Source organism: Neobacillus sp. 114 (assembly GCF_030127045.1).
Classification (GTDB): Bacteria; Bacillota; Bacilli; order Bacillales; family Cytobacillaceae; genus Neobacillus; species Neobacillus rhizophilus.
The window spans coordinates 5,447,250-5,465,326 of the sequence record NZ_CP126144.1; the positions used below are offsets into that span (position 1 = coordinate 5,447,250).

18 protein-coding genes, 1 tRNA gene and 1 pseudogene are annotated in these 18,077 nt (G+C 41.0%); 12 read left to right on the forward strand and 8 right to left on the reverse strand.

Translation table 11 applies throughout. The features are described 5' to 3' along the window. Positions 1-272: 272 nt before the first annotated feature. The 4 genes from QNN06_RS26855 to QNN06_RS26865 all read left to right on the forward strand — a co-directional run bounded on the left by QNN06_RS26855 (position 273) and on the right by QNN06_RS26865 (position 1,947). Entirely contained in the window at positions 273-899 is a 627-nt protein-coding gene (locus QNN06_RS26855) for a hypothetical protein (RefSeq protein ID WP_284036298.1), read from the forward strand. Positions 900-928: 29 nt separating this feature from the next. Next, complete coding sequence (locus tag QNN06_RS31480) at positions 929-1,183, forward strand: alpha-helical endospore appendage domain-containing protein (RefSeq protein ID WP_481819273.1); 255 nt, start codon at positions 929-931, stop codon at positions 1,181-1,183. 74 nt (positions 1,184-1,257) lie between these two features. Then, entirely contained in the window at positions 1,258-1,485 is a 228-nt protein-coding gene (locus tag QNN06_RS26860) for a hypothetical protein (protein WP_213117751.1), read from the forward strand. Positions 1,486-1,662: 177 nt separating this feature from the next. Continuing rightward, on the forward strand, positions 1,663-1,947 hold the full coding sequence (locus QNN06_RS26865) for an alpha-helical endospore appendage domain-containing protein (protein ID WP_213117750.1): 285 nt from the start codon (positions 1,663-1,665) through the stop codon (positions 1,945-1,947). 664 nt (positions 1,948-2,611) lie between these two features. Here QNN06_RS26865 and QNN06_RS31485 read toward each other — a convergent pair. Then, positions 2,612-2,680 (reverse strand): annotated as a pseudogene (locus QNN06_RS31485) (sugar phosphate nucleotidyltransferase); the annotation flags it as partial. A gap of 384 nt (positions 2,681-3,064) precedes the next feature. Between QNN06_RS31485 and QNN06_RS31280 the strand changes: the two are divergent. The 7 genes from QNN06_RS31280 to QNN06_RS26910 all read left to right on the forward strand — a co-directional run bounded on the left by QNN06_RS31280 (position 3,065) and on the right by QNN06_RS26910 (position 11,547). Then, complete coding sequence (locus tag QNN06_RS31280; RefSeq protein WP_349654923.1) at positions 3,065-3,943, forward strand: alpha-helical endospore appendage domain-containing protein; 879 nt, start codon at positions 3,065-3,067, stop codon at positions 3,941-3,943. A gap of 1,032 nt (positions 3,944-4,975) precedes the next feature. Continuing rightward, positions 4,976-6,103 carry an alpha-helical endospore appendage domain-containing protein gene (locus QNN06_RS26880; RefSeq protein WP_213117748.1) on the forward strand — a complete coding sequence of 376 codons (1,128 nt, stop codon included), beginning with the start codon at positions 4,976-4,978 and terminating at the stop codon, positions 6,101-6,103. 649 nt (positions 6,104-6,752) lie between these two features. Continuing rightward, positions 6,753-7,952 carry a glycosyltransferase gene (locus QNN06_RS26890; protein ID WP_213117747.1) on the forward strand — a complete coding sequence of 400 codons (1,200 nt, stop codon included), beginning with the start codon at positions 6,753-6,755 and terminating at the stop codon, positions 7,950-7,952. Positions 7,953-8,041: 89 nt separating this feature from the next. Then, on the forward strand, positions 8,042-8,374 hold the full coding sequence (locus QNN06_RS26895; RefSeq protein WP_213117746.1) for an alpha-helical endospore appendage domain-containing protein: 333 nt from the start codon (positions 8,042-8,044) through the stop codon (positions 8,372-8,374). A 233-nt stretch (positions 8,375-8,607) separates the two neighbouring features. Further along, positions 8,608-8,934 carry an alpha-helical endospore appendage domain-containing protein gene (locus QNN06_RS26900; protein WP_213117745.1) on the forward strand — a complete coding sequence of 109 codons (327 nt, stop codon included), beginning with the start codon at positions 8,608-8,610 and terminating at the stop codon, positions 8,932-8,934. A 1,652-nt stretch (positions 8,935-10,586) separates the two neighbouring features. Then, entirely contained in the window at positions 10,587-11,345 is a 759-nt protein-coding gene (locus QNN06_RS31285; RefSeq protein ID WP_307852049.1) for an alpha-helical endospore appendage domain-containing protein, read from the forward strand. A gap of 58 nt (positions 11,346-11,403) precedes the next feature. Further along, positions 11,404-11,547 carry a hypothetical protein gene (locus tag QNN06_RS26910; protein WP_284036299.1) on the forward strand — a complete coding sequence of 48 codons (144 nt, stop codon included), beginning with the start codon at positions 11,404-11,406 and terminating at the stop codon, positions 11,545-11,547. 356 nt (positions 11,548-11,903) lie between these two features. On the opposite strand, the gene QNN06_RS26915 is transcribed toward QNN06_RS26910, so the two are convergent. Beyond that, positions 11,904-11,975: transfer RNA gene (locus QNN06_RS26915), tRNA-Arg, on the reverse strand. 236 nt (positions 11,976-12,211) lie between these two features. On the opposite strand from QNN06_RS26915, the gene clpP reads away from it, so the two are divergent. Further along, positions 12,212-12,814, forward strand: a complete 603-nt coding sequence (gene clpP, locus QNN06_RS26920; protein ID WP_213144221.1) for an ATP-dependent Clp endopeptidase proteolytic subunit ClpP — start codon at positions 12,212-12,214, stop codon at positions 12,812-12,814. An 84-nt stretch (positions 12,815-12,898) separates the two neighbouring features. Here clpP and QNN06_RS26925 read toward each other — a convergent pair whose 3' ends face one another. The 6 genes from QNN06_RS26925 to trxB form a co-directional block, all read right to left on the reverse strand. After that, positions 12,899-13,156 (reverse strand): HPr family phosphocarrier protein, encoded by a 258-nt coding sequence (locus tag QNN06_RS26925; protein WP_213117730.1) that lies wholly within the window; start codon positions 13,154-13,156, stop codon positions 12,899-12,901. A gap of 76 nt (positions 13,157-13,232) precedes the next feature. Continuing rightward, the gene (gene whiA, locus QNN06_RS26930; protein ID WP_213117729.1) at positions 13,233-14,183 is read right to left on the reverse strand and encodes a DNA-binding protein WhiA; all 951 of its coding nucleotides are present in this window, start codon (positions 14,181-14,183) and stop codon (positions 13,233-13,235) included. A 181-nt stretch (positions 14,184-14,364) separates the two neighbouring features. Further along, positions 14,365-15,348, reverse strand: a complete 984-nt coding sequence (locus QNN06_RS26935) for a gluconeogenesis factor YvcK family protein (protein WP_213117728.1) — start codon at positions 15,346-15,348, stop codon at positions 14,365-14,367. Next, positions 15,345-16,241: an RNase adapter RapZ gene (gene rapZ, locus QNN06_RS26940; protein WP_217032193.1), complete on the reverse strand. Its 897-nt coding sequence runs from the start codon at positions 16,239-16,241 to the stop codon at positions 15,345-15,347. The genes QNN06_RS26935 and rapZ overlap by 4 nt, the downstream gene beginning before the upstream one ends. Positions 16,242-16,262: 21 nt before the next feature. Continuing rightward, positions 16,263-16,721 carry an 8-oxo-dGTP diphosphatase gene (locus QNN06_RS26945; protein WP_213117726.1) on the reverse strand — a complete coding sequence of 153 codons (459 nt, stop codon included), beginning with the start codon at positions 16,719-16,721 and terminating at the stop codon, positions 16,263-16,265. 365 nt (positions 16,722-17,086) lie between these two features. After that, positions 17,087-18,037 carry a thioredoxin-disulfide reductase gene (trxB, locus tag QNN06_RS26950; RefSeq protein ID WP_213117725.1) on the reverse strand — a complete coding sequence of 317 codons (951 nt, stop codon included), beginning with the start codon at positions 18,035-18,037 and terminating at the stop codon, positions 17,087-17,089. Between the last annotated feature and the right edge of the window lie 40 nt (positions 18,038-18,077).

Below are 18,077 nucleotides of genomic sequence, written 5' to 3' on the forward strand. Positions count from 1 at the left end.
TGAAAGGGGTGAATTCGTGAATGGGAATTAGTTGGTTGGATTTAATTAGTCAGTTTAAACACCTGTTCCTGTTATACTGCCATTTCGGTCCCATCAAATTTAGTAAGAGTAAATTCTAACCAATATGGTATTCCCTCCAATGGTTGTAATTCGTTTTCTATAGCTCTTCTTTTAGCATCTTTCGAATTTCTTTTTCGCCACGTTATGTTTTTAAACACCAATCCGGGCATTAACACATATATATACCGTGTGAAAAAAAATCAAAAAGAGGTGTGGAACAATGCCGAAGCATCATGACAAGGATGGTGGCCCAAAGCGACCGCATAAAGGTCCCGGCAGTAGTGGCAGAAGTGGTAGCAGCAGAGGTAGCACCAGTAAAAAACATCCGCATAAAGGTATCCACAGCAGCGAAAGCAGCGACAGCTTCGGAAGCAGCGAAAGCAGCAGCAGCTTCGGAAGCAGCGAGAGCAGCAGCAGCTTCGGAAGCAGCGAGAGCAGCAGCAGCTTCGGAAGCAGCGAGAGCAGCAGCAGCTTCGGAAGCAGTGAAAGCAGCGACAGCTTCGGAAGCAGTGAAAGCAGCGACAGCTTCGGAAGCAGTGAAAGCAGCGACAGCTTCGGAAGCAGTGAAAGCAGCGACAGCTTCGGAAGCAGTGAAAGCAGCGGCAGCTTCGGAAGCAGTGAAAGCAGTGGCAGCTTCGGAAGCAGCGGCAGCAGTGGCAGCCGTGGCAGCAGTGGCAGCAGTGGCAGCAGCGGCAGCAGCGGTAGTTGTGGTAGCAGTGGTAGTTGTGGTAGCAGTGGTAGTTGTGGTAGCAGTGGTAGCAGTGGTAGTTGTGGCAGTAGTGGCAGTAGAAATCGAAAAAAACGCTCCTCGAAGAAACGCCGTAAAAAACGATCATTAGATAAAGTTCTGTTTAAATTAATTGAATCCATTGCTAAGGAAGAAAAGGCTCTAGCCAAACTTATTAAAGCTGAAGCCGAAAAAATCAAAGCCTTTGTAGGCAAAAAGGGCAATTTTCCTACTAAACCATGTAATGATGACATCCTTGATATAAATCATTCGGTAAGACAAATGCTCGAAACCATTGTGATGAAGGAATGGCTTTTACTAAAGAAATTGGAAAATACACTAGAGGTCATCAAAAAGGAAAAAATTGTTTGTCATAAATGCAAAAAAAGGCATTGAAAATGTACAGATCATAAAGACCCCAAAGATTAATCACTTTTGTCTTGTCTTCCATGGGAAAGGGGGAAATATACATGGAGGAGCATGTTAGTGAAAAGTTTAGCCAAATGTTTGAAGAATCTCTCTCCCATATTGAATCATCCTTCACTCACCTTTTAAATTCCCTCAGTATGCTTGAAGAAGCGGCGGAGGAAAAGGACGATTTTTTTATTGTATTAAGAGATATAAAGGCTATAAGGGATTCTATTCTAGAATTTAAGAAACTGGCGGACGAAAAGAGAAAGATGTTAATTGTAAAATGAACAGACCGCAAAAATGCTGTCTGTTTTATTTATGGGTCCAGTTTGGGCTCATTTTCTAAAGAACGAATTGTTTTTTCTTTCTATTGCACAAAAAGATATTGAAAACATAGGGTATAGTGTGCAGAAATTTGCGGAGGTTTAGTCAGTAAAAAGCATAACGAAAAGAGGAGGTCCAAAATGGGTTTACCGGAAATTCCAAAAGATTTTCATATCCCCAAAAGGCGGGATGTAGTTACATTGAAGCTGGCAGGTATTGCCTTGATGGAACAATCACTGGCAAATTTATTAGAAACAGAGGTAAAAATACTTCGAAAAACAGTGAAGGATGTTAAATGTAAAAAAGCATCAAGGAAAGATTTAAAAAAGGCAAACAGGAAGGCCGAACGAGTGCTGCGCGCAATCATTGCGAAAGAAATTTTGTTATTGTTTGAGCTTGAAGATACGATTGATTTCTTACTTTAAAAATTTTTCAGGGCAATCCTTGAGAACTGGATTGCCCTTATGCATAAGTTTTAACTGAACTTTCACTCACTTCCAATAGATTTCTTTCATTTCTTCCCGTGACATAAACAACCGAACAATATCTCCTTCATCCAGTTTACTCCCCATTTGAACTTCCTGATTTCAAGATCCTCACTTGCCTTGATTCCAACTTTGCGCTTAATGGAATAGTTAGCACATCGCCCTTTTTTACAATGGACAATTTGTCTTCCAGAACGAATTTTCCCTCACCTGCAACAGCCACTCATACTTCACTCCGGTGATGATGATATTGATAGCTGAGGTTATGCCCCGCAAAAACGAACAATCGCTTTGTCGGTACTTCCATTCCCTCAGTGGATTTCTTGTATTCCAAGACAGGATACCGCCCCCAACGGCGCTCCACGAACATAGGCCGTTGTTCGATATCTTTGACAATTTCTTTGACCTGATGGCTTGCGGATCTTTATGAAACCAAAATACCATAAGGACTAGCTGCTACCATAAGATTCGAAGCACCTAATACAAATACAGGTAAATCTATAAGCATGATTTACTAATTGATTCAAATCTTATTGCCGCCAGATATTTAGAATATGGATTCAAGCTCATCATCAAATCGTGACAGCACCTTTAAAAATTGCTACGATCTGGAGTCATTGGAAAGAGGCCACAATCGTTTCCCGGAACCTCCTGAGAGCAATATAAGTTTCATTTTAGGCACATCTATATCATAATTATCCAATTTTTACATTCGCTTGAATTACCATCATATGAGTGCATATAGCATTATGAAATAGATAAAATCCCATTAATTCAGGTTTAACAAATAAGCTGTATTTAATAAAAGTAAGCAAGTGGATTTTAGTAAGGTTTTTTCACCCCCTAAAAAAAATGGGCGAATAGAAACAATTTTTTGTTGAAAAGCCCGTACTATTCGGAACTTTATTCGTATCCTGCTAGTGTATAAGTTTTAATAGTAACCTGTACTATTCTCGTATCATCCACTCTGTAAGGATTCATATCTGTTTCCGGATACCAAAATGAAAGTGCAGGTTCTATTTCAAACTTAATAAAATAAATGAAATGGAGTGAGTAAATGTCGAATCCAAACATCTTTAATATCACACCCACAATTTCGCTTAGTGTGGGACAAACTGTTCCATTGCTTCTTGCTTCAGTCGCACTCGAAGAACTAGCTTTGGCTCATTTGCTGAATGCGGAAGCCGAGAAGCTTCAATTCGTTCTCGGAACAATAACCCCTACTAGAACAACATTTTCCCCTGCAGTCGTTTCTTTATCAAATCTTATTGATCTCGATACAAGTGTTCAAAGAACCATTCGTGATATGATTAAAAAGGAAATGCTGCTAGAGTTCAAATTTGAAAACATACTGGATCTTATACCAACAATATGTACTCCAACAACAGGTGCTACTTTCTCAAACCCACAGCCAATCAACCCTATAGATGGGGTACCTGGAACTAATCCTTATCCGTCAAATATTACGGTCTCTGGTTTACAAGGTACCATTTCTAAAGTAACAGTTACAATTACTAACTTTGTTGACGACGGCGGCGCCCCACAACCACCTGCTAATGTTGCAAACCGTCAACATGATATGTTCTTAGTCGTCGCTCCGGACGGCACAGCTGTCCTTATATTTTCACATAATGGAGATAATGGTCCTGTCGGTCCGGTAACTTTGACGTTTGACGACGATTCTCCAAACCCATTACCAGTAGCCGCGGGAGGAACTTTGACTTCCGGTACGTTCAGGCCGAGCAACCAGTTTGATAATCATACTTTTCCTGCCCCTGCACCGCCTGCACCATATGCATTAGCATTGAGCGCGTTTAACGGTCTGGATCCGAATGGCACATGGAGCCTTTATGCGTTCGATGAATTTGGGGGAGCACATTCACGTATCGAAGGTGGATGGTCTCTAACGCTTTCTACAGCTTGTCCCTTAATCTAATAATCCAGACTGAATAGGAGAATAAAGTTATAAAATATAGAAAGCTCAGTTCAAAATGGACTGAGCTTTTAATGATTAGGTTTTTGACTTTATAGTAACGCTTCAATGGCTACTAGACATCGAAAACTACCGGCTGCTCTTCCTTCACAAAACACCTAACCAGTAATCATAAATTTCCTTTAATGCATTCTCAAGTTTCCGTTTTGGTTTGCATCCCGTTAATTTAAACAATTTTTCAGGTTCTCCTGCTAATCAAGGGAATTCTGCCCCTTTTATTCCCTTGGGTAAATTAGTAAATCAATCTTTTTGTTTGAAAAATTTATAAAATGTCTATATATCTTGAATATTAACACCCTGACCAGTTCACATATTATAAGTTTCCCCTGCACTGCCAAAACGTGAAGTAGGGTAATAAGCCTCCTCAATATCCCCATACATAGGTAAAATCCCTTTCATTTTTAAAATTCCCTATTTGGGGGTGATAGAATCGTTCGTTATTTCTTTGTTAAAAAATGCAATCTGATAGGCAAAATCAGAGGTTACGAAACTCAACCTTTGGCCGGAACCGAAAATGAGTGAATGATACGAGAATAATAAAGGTTACTACCAAAACTGATACCACCAGCACCACCAGTACCGCCAGAGATAATTGAGCCGCCGCCGCTGCCACCGCCAGAAATCAACATCTTCAAGTGACTTTCTGACAACCTGATCACAAATGGAATCAATTTCGGCTCGGGGAGAGGGATCTATAGAGAGAATCTTAGATTGGAGTTCCTGATCCTTAATAGCTTTATTATGTCTTTTTCCCAGCCCCTAAAAAATGGACAACCTGAATCAATTTATAAAGTGAGTAAGCCCGTACCAATAGGAATTTTTTTCGTATTATGCAAGTGTATAAGTTTAATTTGCAACCTTATTGATTCTTAACATCATTGATTCAGTAAGGATTGATTTCAGTGTCCTAGAAACTAGTTTAAGCTGCAGGTCCTAAATCGAACTTATATAAAATAAATGAAATGGAGTGATCAAATGTCTAATCCAAACATCTTTAATATCACACCCACGATTTCGCTTAGTTTGGGACAAACAGTTCCATTGCTTCTTAGCTCAGTCGCTCTCGAAGAACTAGCTTTGGCTCATTTGCTGAATGCAGAAGCGGAGAAGCTTCAATTCGTTCTCGGAACATTAACCCCTGCACGTACTACTTTTACTCCCGCAACCGTTTCTCTTACAAATCTTCTAGATCTTGATACTAGTGTTCAAAGAACTCTTCGTGACGTGATCAAAAAGGAAATGTTATTGGAATTCAAATTTGAAAACACATTAGATTTAGCTGGATTTTTGGCAAACTTGGGGACTTTCACATTCACCACACCAGGAATTTTTACAATCACTGTTCCGGAATTCGCGACAACCGCTCGAATCACAGCAATAGGAGCAGCAGGCGGCAGCGGTACTACAGCAACAGGTGGCAGAGGCGCCTCTATGCAGGGTGACTTCCCGGTCACACCTGGACAAACATTGTCCATCCTAGTGGGACAACAAGGCGGCGTAGGAAACAATCCAAATGCCGGACAGGGCGGTGGTGGCGGTTCCTTTGTATGGAGCGGAACACCACTTAGCTTTACTTCCCTACTGATCGCTGCCGGCGGCGGCGGCGGGTCTGGTGACAATAGTGCCAATGGAGGCGACGCTAATACTAATTTTACCGGCGCTAACGGCACCGGTGCAGGCGCTGGTCTCGGCGGTCTGTCTCCTACAGGTGCCATCGCGGCTACTGGCGGAACAGCAACTGGCGGAGGCGGAGGCGGAGGCGGCAGTCTTACGATAGACGGCACAGATGGAGGTCCTAATCCGAACGCTGGCGGCAAGGCAGGAAAGTCTATTGTTTCTGGCGGGGCTGGCGGGGCTGGCGGTTCCCTCGCTGGTAGACTTGGAGGTAGTGGCGGTAGTGGAGGCGGTGCTGGAGGCGGTTCCAGCGCTGGTGCAAATGTCGGCGGCGGCGGTGGCGGCGGCGGCTTCAACGGCGGCGGCGGTGGCGGGGCCAACGGCGGCGGTGGCGGCGGCGGTTCGCTTAATAAAGGTGCAAACCAGGTGAATACAGCTGGCGGCGGAACTGGAGATGGAGTAGTTATCATTAGTTTTAGTGGGCTCTAGATGTACGATATGTTGGAAGTTCTTTAATAACACAAACGGTGGGGCAGCCCGATACTTTAGGGTTGCCCCATTGTTTCTATCAAAGCAAGATTTCAATGGTATCTTCACAATAAAAGTATTACAATCGAAAATAATAGCACGCAGAAATCACTCGGCCTTCCTGTTTGCCTTTTTAGGTCTCAATGGGAAGGCTTTTTTACGTTCAAATTACAACAATTTGGCTAAAGAAAGCAAAGGTTCCAATCAAATTATTATTTCTGTTCTTGAACAAAGCTTGGAAATGGTAAACCGCGATTGTGTAGCTGCATAGCATAAAAAAGATGCTGTCACTTAAGGGATAAGAATTTGAAAGCTGTAATTTTGCCTGGATGTTACGGGACGAGAATCAGTGAAGAAACAGAATTTAAGCCTAAGCCAATGATTCGATTGCAAGACTATGACCGGTAAATTGAGGACCGACTCAATAAATTTTTAGATTTCCAGTCTTCAACAGCATCCACCTCAAGTTTCATCACGGGGGTTTCTTTCTTCACTTCCACATTATATTGAATAACGATGAGGTTGTTGCCAAAAAAGCACTTTTACCTAGTTAAAATCATAATATATCAAGTGTTTGATTACTGTTTTTATAAGGAGTGAAAGAAAAAACATGGACTTTAAGCGGTTATCGTTATGCATGATTGTAAAAGATGAAGAGGCATTTATCGAAAAGTGCCTTAACAGCACAAAGGGGGTTGTAGACGAAATCATTATTGTAGATACCGGATCTTCAGACCGAACCGTTGAAATCTGTAAATCATTTGGAGCCGAGGTTTACGAATTCCCGTGGAACAATAGCTTTGCTGACGCACGCAACTACGGATTCGAACGCGCAACTGGGGATTGGATTTTATGGATGGATGCAGATGAACAGGTCGATGCTTCTGATGTTTATAAAATGCGTGATATTCTTTATTCCGATGAAGATATTTTATCGATTCATTTGATTAATTATTATGGCGAACGCCCTGAACCGGAAAAAACCTTTGATATAGCCCATACTCGTCTTTTGCGGAATCATAAAGGATTTAAATTTCAAGGCAAAATCCATGAAATGCTAAACGCAGAAGAGGTTCTGACGGTACCAGAGGATGGCATGACCATCAAGCATGTTCCCATAAAAATTCACCATTATGGTTATTTGGATTCGGTAACTAAAAATAAAAAGAAATTTGAACGTAATATTACCATGTTAGAGGAAGAACTTAAACAAGAAGACCATAGCCCCTGGATTAATTACCATATTGCCGCAGAGTATTATGGGCAAGAGGAATATAGTAAGGCATTTGATCATGTCAATAAATCCATTAGAGATTTCCTAATGCGGTTACAAACCCCCCCATCGCTTTTATATCGATTAAAGTATTCCATATTGATTAGTACTGGAAGCATCGACGGGGCATGGCCAAGTATTGAAAAAGCGTGCGTACTCTATCCGGATTATGTAGATTTACATTTTTATAAAGGCATAATCTTATATATGAAGGATATGCACAAAGAAGCATTGGAGGCGTTTGATCTATGTCTTGAAATGGGTGAAGCGAATATAGAGTATCTTACCCAAAAGGGGATGGGTACCTTTCAAGCATTACACTATAAAGGATGCTGCTTCGAAAAGCTGGGGCAGATTGAGGAGGCTGCAAGGTGTTATGCAATGGCGGCAAGCCAATCGAAAACATTTCATTCTCCCGTAGAAGCTCTTCGTAGCCTGTTGCCGAAGCACCAAGACCTATTTAGTCCATTAACGGAAGATTGCGAAGATGAAACGCTAATCGCAAAGGCACTCAATCTCAATTCTCCTAAAAAATAAAATCAAATAAAAAATAGATTATTTGCCGTGACGCTCATCGAGGGGAATAAATACACTGTAATCAGATATAAAAGAAAGGAGGTGATTTCATGTCACAAGCTAATATTAGTAGTATCACTCCTACAATTTCTCTTTCGACTGCACAGACTATTCCATTGCTTTTGGCTTCTGTTGCCCTTGAGGAATTGGCTCTGGCTCACATCATTAATGCTGAAGCTGAGAAGCTACAATTTGTCCTCGGAACATTAGCAGGAACTACCCGTGTATTCACTCCTAACACTGTTACGTTGACTAACCTGCTTGATATCGACGCAAGTGTCCAAAGAACACTTCGTGATGTGATCAAGAAGGAGATGCTGCTTGAGTTTAAGTTCGAAAATATTCTCGATTTGATCGCTATTACCCCAAGACCTTTTGTATAATTTCCAACATCTCTTTATCGAAATATCATCAAGAGGTTGGGGGTAGTACAAGCTCAAACTGAGCTGGTTTATTCCTGTTTACTTTGCTCCCGATTGGCATACAATTGTATCCAATCGGGAGCATTTTTAATGGAATAAACTCAGCATGGCAAATATCATAAAAATAGTTGTGTCATACTTTAGCCTGTAAAAATAAACTAACATTAGCGCTAAAGAAAAACGAGGTGATAACAATGTCTCAAGCCAATATCCCGAATATTAGTCCAGTCACATCAATTAAAACTGATCAGACCGTTACATTGCTGCTGGCTTCCATTGCCCTTGAGGAGTTAGCCCTTGCCCACGTCATTAATGCTGAAGCTGAAAAACTTCAATTTGCACTCGGAAAATTAAAGCCTACAAAAACAAAACTTTCTCCTAAAAAGCTTTCCGCTTCAAATCTTTTTGCCATCAATGCTAGTGCTGAAAGAATCCTTCAGGATGTGATCAAAAAGGAGATGCTGCTGCAATTTAAATTGGAAAACGTTCTTGATTTAATGGACATGAAGCCTCAACCATAGTCTTATTGAATCCCGGGAATGAAAAGCCTTTCAATTCCGATTATTACTTTGCTATTTTAATTTACCGAAACATAAACTTTCGAAGTCATTCTTTATTTTTTGTTAAGGTAAATTGCTTTTCTAAGTAGCTTTATTAAAATTTAATTCAAGATGGGATTGCGGAGGCAACCCCATCTTTTTTCAATATTCTTACAAGCCTTTGTTCTCTCATATTAATTTTTATGGGACTTTTTTAGTCTTTTCATTTTTTTCGATTCTATTATTGGTGCAGGGTATCATCTACCAATTGGGGCAGACCGTTATCATCACAACCTGTCTCGCACGGTAAAATGGACATCTAAATTTCAGATTTCAGTATCAACACACGCTAAATGCAATGAAATCATTGAAATCATTAAATCTTCTGATACAATTTTTCTTATTCAACTCTCTCCCGAGTAGGCAACATTGCCTGCTCGGGATTTCTTTGTCCAAATGGGCTCTTCATTTTCCTGTTCACTCATACCAGAATTATCGGAACCGATACATTTACTGACATTCTAACTGGCACAATTTGCCCAAGCTGCGACCCAACAGGCAGTGGATTCACACATACACGCATAGAGACAGGAAATTTTCCTTCTACCGTAATTTTCAGATCTAACACAATCACTTTGGTCACATGTATAGGCACATCAGGTAACTTCCGAAGAATGGAAGTAACGGGAACTGGAACAGGATTTGTGGCAGGTGGTGTACCGTTCTCTAGTAACTTCAGTTTGCTATTGGAAGATTTCCCTCTTCAAGATCAGTTCACATTAGTTTAAAATGATCAATTCGGGAACCCCTTCACATTAAATGATACCTAACTGTACCAGGAGCCATCAACAAAACTCCTTGCCCTTAATTTTGTCAAACATTGAGTTCAAACAATTCCCATTCCGATTTGGAATGGGAATTGTTCGTTTTCGTTTGTTAAAGGAGAGGAATAACACTATGAGTGATCAAGGAAACCACGAGCTAATAAAACAAGGTGGTTGCGTCTGAGGAAAACGCCGCCAGTTATAATCCAGAGACAAAAATGAGACGGAGCAAATCCTTATCAATTCGGTTCATTTTTCTTGGCTATTTCAGCTAGTTATTCTATCTCTTGGCGTACCATTATTGAGCGGAAAAAGGAAAACGATTAAGTTATACGGCTCGCACACCCCTGAAATACGAAATGCGAATGTCCAATTTCTGAGTCTATAATTGCAGGAGGCTATCCTCTACCAATTGGGGACGGACCGTTAACAGCCGATTTCATTCTATAAACTATAAAATGGGCATTTATATTTCTAGGTTCTCGTGTCAAGCCTGTACAAAAATGTAATATTGAAATAATATATCACAGGTGTAATATTGGAAATATTCAGGTCATGCATAGTGTTCACCTCTTCCTGAGTAAGCGCAGGACCCTGCTTGGGAATTTTTCTCCAAAAATCCAGCTTCATTTTGTTATATCAAAAAACTGTTAAAACGAATGGGCGGCAGCCTTTTTTTTGCTAGTTTATACGAAAAAACAGACAAAAACACAATCTCTTAAATTTTACTTGAATATAAATAATAGGGAATGAAGGTTAAAACAGCTTTTGTTCCACTCTAGGACTACTTATCAAGGAGGTGAAAAATTTATGAGTTTACCAAATTTCCCTAGTATGACACCTACCATTTCTCTTAGCACTGCACAAACTGTTCCATTACTGTTGGCTTCGATTGCCCTTGAGGAGTTAGCTCTCGCTCACCTTGTAAACACAGAAGCGGAAAAAATTCAATTTGTTCTTGGCACCTTAACCCCAGCAAGGGCATTCACTCCTGCAACAGTTTCGTTAACCAATCTTCTTGCTCTCGACGCTAGTGTTCAAAGAACCCTTCGTGACGTGATCAAGAAAGAAATGTTACTAGAGTTCAAATTTGAAAATGTTCTTGATTTGATCGCTGCTGTTGGAGGCGGAGGTCCAACACCAGGTACATGTGGGTGTAGTGTTTTACTACCTGCAACTTCAATCACACTTAATCCTCCTATTCCAATCCCTATTATACCTGGTTTCGTGGCTGCTATAGCAACACTGAATATCAACATTTGTCCTAGTTGTGTAGCAGGCGATTCTGTTTTCGAATTAACATTGATTGCGTCGGGTGGTTTAGGAACCTTAGGTTTTACTATTGGTGCAATTTCAAGTGTTGTTTGCACAGCTGAAACTGTGACCATTATGGGTACCGGAGATGTAACCTTTAATGGAAATCCACTTGTAACTGGTGTTAGTTTTACTATTACCATTAATCGTATTACTAATACCGTGACTGTAAGGGTACCAAGCGATACAGGTAATATACTGAATGTAACAATCACAGTACCAGTACCAATAACTATTGGCAGTACTTGCCCGTAGCTTTTAATGGACGAAGAGACAGCATTTTTGCTGTATTTTCTAAAAGGGGGGGGAAAAAATGAATGAACAAAGCAATAATGAGCAAAGTACAGCCAACCAACAAAACACTATAAAATCATCAAATTCCCAGCCAATCGTAAAAAAATCGATTCAAATCATTAAACACGGTGGTTGCGGCTGTGGAAAACGCCGTCAAATATAAAATAATGGCAAACTAAAAAATAAGGCGGAGCAAGAAAAGCAAATAATTATAGAATACAGACTTAAAAGGTGCATGCCAGATAACCTTCTTTTAAACCAAAGGAAGGTTTTGTTGTATTTTGCTTGATATAGTTGTTATCCTATATCATAGGAAATTATTTCTACTTATAGGTAAGAATCAATAAATGTACTATTGCTGTTCCTAATCCTACCACAAGTATTTTCGATCTGAGTAAGAGAGATTTTCTTACTTGCCATTGATGAGTTCTACCATCAAAGGTTATACACGAATGAAAAAGGAAATTAAAAAAGACCTTGCCATTGCTGAAAAACTCAACAATAACAAAGTCTGTAGTACGCCCTCGGCAGGAATCGAACCCACATTTTAAGAACCGGAATCTTACGTGCTATCCGTTGCACCACGAGGGCAAAAATATTAGCGACTTTTATATTATACAGCGAGTTATCTTTTTTTGCAAGTGGTTTAACAGTTATAGTATTTATAAGAGTCCAATACGGTTTTAAAAATGCCGAAGATTGGTTATCATGAATGAGGGAAAGTTGTCGAACATTTTTCGAGATGAATTGTTTGACCTTTATTGACCATCAGTGTATGATAACTATACATAAGCTTTTTACATTTTTTATTCAAAGGAGGAAGAAAAATGAATTTGATTCCTACAGTCATTGAACAAACGAATCGCGGCGAACGAGCATACGATATCTATTCCCGATTATTAAAAGACCGAATTATCATGCTTGGCAGCGGAATTGATGATAATGTTGCTAACAGCATTGTAGCACAATTGTTGTTCCTTGAAGCGGAAAATCCTGAAAAGGACATTACTCTTTATATCAACAGCCCGGGCGGAAGCATCACCGCTGGAATGGCCATTTATGATACCATGCAGTATATTAAACCAAATGTATCAACTGTTTGTATCGGTATGGCAGCATCAATGGGCGCATTCTTACTTGCCGCTGGGGAAAAGGGCAAGCGCTTTGCTTTACCAAACGCTGAAGTGATGATTCACCAGCCGCTAGGAGGAGCTCAAGGCCAGGCAACTGAAATTGAAATTGCCGCTAAGCGCATTCTATTCCTTCGCGAAAAATTAAACGGCATTTTAGCCGAGCGCACTGGCCAGCCAATTGAAGTACTTCGCCAAGATACCGACCGCGATAACTTCATGACTGCTGAAAGAGCAAAAGAATATGGCTTAATTGACAACATCATTACACGCAATATTCTTGATAAGAAAGACAAATAATACTTATAACGGGCAATCGGCGGGCATGCCGATTGCTTTTTTAATACAAAAAAGCTGGTCTCGAATGTGAGCCAGCTTTTTTTCTTAATGATCCTTCTGAATAAATTCTGATAATGCCTTAATGGCAGTTTCTTCATCAGAGCCGTCTGCAATAATATTGATGACAACGCCTGAACCGACAGCTAGGCTCATTAAGCCCATAATGCTTTTGGCATTTACTTTCTTGCCGTCTTTCTCTAGGAAAATATCTGCCGAAAAGCGGTTCGCCTCCTGTACAAATAGGGCAGCAGGACGCGCCTGTAAACCAGTTCTTAATTTAACTTCTACTTCTTTAACCAACATTTCAAATTCCTCCTCATTATCCCACTATAATATAAAATGAATGCTCATTCTTTAACAAACTATTCTAAAATTATATCTACTTCACAGATGGCATTTCTCCAGCCCTCAGCCTCTCGGCAATTTCATCAATTTTACGCAGGCGATGATTGATGCCGGATTTGCTAATAGACCCGCCGGAAACCATTTCACCCAGTTCCTTTAAGGTAACGTCTGTATAATTCAACCGAAGTTCAGCTATTTCCCGCAATTTATCAGGTAAAATCTGCAGGCCAACCGTTTGATCAATGAACCGGATGTTTTCTACCTGCCTTATTGAGGCACCGATTGTTTTATTAAGATTGGCGGTTTCACAGTTTACCAGGCGGTTAACGGAATTACGCATGTCCCTGACAATTCGGACATCCTCAAAGCGGAGCAGGGCATTATGCGCGCCAATAATATTTAAAAACTCGGTTATCTTTTCAGCCTCTTTTAAGTACGTAATATAGCCTTTTTTGCGCTCAAGCGTTTTGCTATTCAAGTCAAATGTATTCATCAATTCACATAAGGAATCATTATGCTCCTTATATAGTGAAGCAATTTCCAAGTGATAGGAGGATGTTTCCGGGTTATTCACGGAACCTCCGGCCAAAAACGCACCACGCAGATAAGAACGCTTACAACACTTCTTTGTTATCAGTTCGGGGGAGATATCATGGATGAAGGTAAAACCCTCACCAAGGATTTTCGTATCCTCGAGAATTTCCCTGGCCTGCTCTGCCAAACGCACGATGTAAACATTGTTCTTTTTCAAGCGCATTTTTTTGCGGACAAGCAGCTCAACCTGAACCTGGTAATTCTTTTTAATCAATGTATAAATTCTTCTGGCAATCGCAGCATTTTCGGTTTGAATATCGACAATGATTTTTCGATTTGAAAAGGAAAGGGAACCGTTCATGCGGATCAGCGCTGAAAGCTCAGAGCGGCTGCAGCAGGATTTCACTTCCAAGTTCGTTAATTCCTTTTTCGTTTCCGAAGCGAAAGACATTCCCTCACCTCCTTATGACCAACACTAACATAAATATTCCTTTTTGAAAGTAATTTTTTAAAGAAAACTTGCCGATTGGCGAGCCCCTAAGGGCGAAGACAGAGGCGTAGTTGCACTTATACTTTTTTATTAGCTCAAAAAAGAACATGCCAAATAAGCTTTTTAAATAATATTAACTTATTTACGCTTCATAACGTCTTTTGGTTTCATTTATTAACAAATTATATAAAATTTTTGCGACCTTCTTCGGGTCATGCCTTAGCGCGCCGTTTTCTAGATTGGCAATGTCGGCATAAACCGTCTCAAGACCAAGCTCGGTTAACCGGTCCACATCGTAGAGGACAGGATGGGCCAATTCCTCATTATAGCGAAGCTGAACATCCTGCGGAATTTCTTCATTATTCACGAGTATCGTATCGATAAACGCTCTGCTCATATGATCATAAATAGCTCGCACATGATCGCTAGCAGTATAGCCATGCGTTTCGCCGGCCTGTGTCATCAAATTGCAAATGTAAACCTTTTTGGCATGCGAACGACACACCTCATCGCCTAGCCGTGGAACAAGCAGATTAGGCAATAGACTCGTATATAAACTGCCTGGTCCAAGAATAATAAGGTCGGCTTGTCGGATGGCCTGAATCGTTTCCGGAAGCGGTCTGATTTGCTTTGGGGTCAAAAATACCCGGTTAATTTTTTTACCGGAGTAGGGAATTTTCGATTCTCCTGATACAATCGTGCCATCCTCCATTTCCGCATGCAATACAACACTTTGGTTGGCAGCAGGCAGCACTTTTCCCCTTACATTCAGAACCTTGCTCATTTCCTGAATCGCATGAACAAAATTACCGGTAATTGAGGTCATCGCGGCAATAATCAGGTTGCCAAGCGAATGGCCGGATAGTTCGTTTGACGTCTTAAACCGGTGCTGGAACATTTCCTCGACAAGAGGCTCCACATCGGAAAGTGCCACCAAAACATTACGGACATCACCTGGCGGAGGAACATGCAGGTCCTCACGGATTCGCCCTGAACTGCCGCCGTCGTCTGCGACGGTGACAATAGCGGTAATATCAACAGGATACTGCTTTAAACCTCTAAGCAAAACAGGTAACCCTGTGCCGCCGCCGATGACGACAATTCTAGGCTGCCAAAATTCTTTCATGTTGTCTTTTCCTTTCTCCGCTCAATGTCACGGTGAGAAACAATCGTCTTATAATCCTTTTGGAAAAGTCGGCCAATGTATTCGGCGAGCGCCACAGAACGATGCTGGCCTCCCGTACAGCCAATCGCAATCACCAATTGGGCCTTGCCTTCCCTTTTGTAATGAGGGAGCATGAAACTCAGAAGGTCGGTTACTTTTTCCAAAAATTTCTGTGTTTCATTCCATTTTAAGACATAGCTAGAGACATCCTCGTCGAGTCCTGTTTTCGGGCGCATATGTTCAATATAATGCGGATTGGGCAAAAAGCGCACATCAAAAACAAGGTCGGCGTCAATGGGAATGCCGTGTTTAAAACCGAACGACATAACGTTAACTGTAAAAATTAATTGTTTATTCGCCGTAAACTCCGTTAATATCTTCTCACGTAATTCCCGCGGTTTCATCTGGGAAGTGTTGTAAATTAATTGCGCCCTGCCTTTTAACTCCTCAAGAAGCTCCCGTTCAAGGGTAATTCCTTCAAGAGGCGACCCTGACTTCGCGAGTGGATGGGACCGTCTTGTTTCCTTATAGCGGCGGACCAATGTGGCATCATCCGCATCAAGGAATAAAATCTGCGGTGTAACCCAGGAGGTTTCTGCAAGATTATCATCCAACGCTTTAAAAAGATGATCGAAAAACTCACGTCCCCTCAGGTCCATGACAAGGGCAACTTTATTCATTTTATTCCCTGATTCCTTCATAAGTTCTAGGAATTTCGGCAGTAAGGTAGGAGGCAGATTATCGACACAGAAGAATCCTAAATCCTCAAAGCTTTGGATGGCGACTGTTTTCCCTGCGCCGGACATGCCAGTAATAATGACCATTTGGATATCGCTTGTCGAACCGGTACTCATTTTGATTCCTCCTATTTCGAATTAACCTGGATCTAATCGGTAACTAATCAGCTGAAAGTCTTTTGTATAAGTAAAAGTACCGTAAATCATTCCCTTGCCGTGGATCATATAATCGATAATATGGTAGTCTCCGGCTGCCATCGGCAAGCCTTTTATTTGGTCAAAAAGATGCCATTCAAGCTTGCCTTCTTCCGACTCATCAAGGTCTAAGCCGTCGGAATCGTGGGCCACAAAGGTAAACATCATCCACTCCGACAGAAGTTGGTCTCCCTCCATCATAATCATCGTAAAAATTCCTTTTAGCTGGGGATTCTTTAAATATACGCCCGTTTCTTCACGGTATTCCCGGATGCAGGAATCCCGGACCGACTCGCCCGGCTCCATTTTCCCGCCTGGTGCCACCCACCAGCCGCGCCGCGGTTTTTGCAGCAACAATACCTTATTTTCTCTAATTAACACACAATTGGTGACCCGCTGCACAACATTTCACCCTCTTTATATAAACACATATTGCAAAATATCTTAAGATAACAACCTCATATATTCTTCTCATTATACTATTTTTATAACCCGCTCACAATCAATTGAAAATTGATATTTCTGTAAATTCCCTCTTGCAAATATTACAATTGGGGCTAGTTTCCTTTTAGCGGGACCCTTATTAGTTATGTAGCTTTCTTGCTAAACACAAAAAAAGAGCACAGGCTGCTGGACCTGTGCAGAAAAGGTATATATTTTTAAAGGGGGTCAATTTCCATAATCATACTATATTTTTATTTCACTACTGTTACAGTTCAATTAAAACAGGATTAACTTTTTGTAAAAAATGTTGGGAAACTTTTTAATTATTTTTTCAGTTTCATTTCCTCTTTCAATTCTTCCACATAGTGCTGGGCTGTTTGGGCAGCAATACTACCGTCGCCAGTCGCCGTTACAATCTGGCGTAGTGTTTTTTCACGGATATCTCCTGCTGCGAAAATGCCCGGCACCTTTGTTTCCATTTTTTCGTTTGTTTCAATGTAGCCATTTTCGTTTGTTATGCCTAAGCTCTCGAATGGTTTAGATAGCGGCACCATTCCGATATAAATGAACACACCGTCTGCAGGCAGGGTTTGTTCTGTACCATCCACTGTTGACACCAATGTTACACTGCCAACCTTACCGTCCTTATCATTAATCGATTTAATGGTATGATTCCAAATAAAATCGACCTTTTCATTGGCAAAGGCGCGATCTTGAAGAATTTTCTGTGCACGAAGCTGGTCACGTCGATGTACGATGGTAACCTTAGATGCGAATCGAGTTAAGTATACACCCTCTTCAACTGCAGAGTCCCCTCCGCCGATGACAAAAAGCTCTCTATTTTTGAAGAATGCCCCGTCACAGACCGCACAATAGGAAACTCCGCGGCCGCCTAGCTCTTTTTCGCCTGGTACTCCGACTTTTTTATACTCTGCACCTGTTGTAATGATGACAGAATAGGCTTTATACTCCTTTGATCCGGCTTTGACCAATTTATAATCGCCATGATCAACAACCTCTTTAATGTCACCGTAAGCATATTCGGCACCGAACTTCTTCGCATGCTCAAACATTTTCGTTGATAAATCTGGACCTAAAATGCTTTCAAAACCCGGATAGTTTTCAACATCCTCGGTATTGGCCATCTGGCCGCCCGGCATTCCCCGTTCAATCATGAGGGTCGAAAGATTTGCACGTGATGTATATACAGCAGCTGTCATCCCGGCAGGACCCGCCCCAGCAATGATGACATCATAAATTTTTTCTTCAGTCATGGTCGTTTTCACTCCTTGTATAAAAAAAACGATTAAGTTT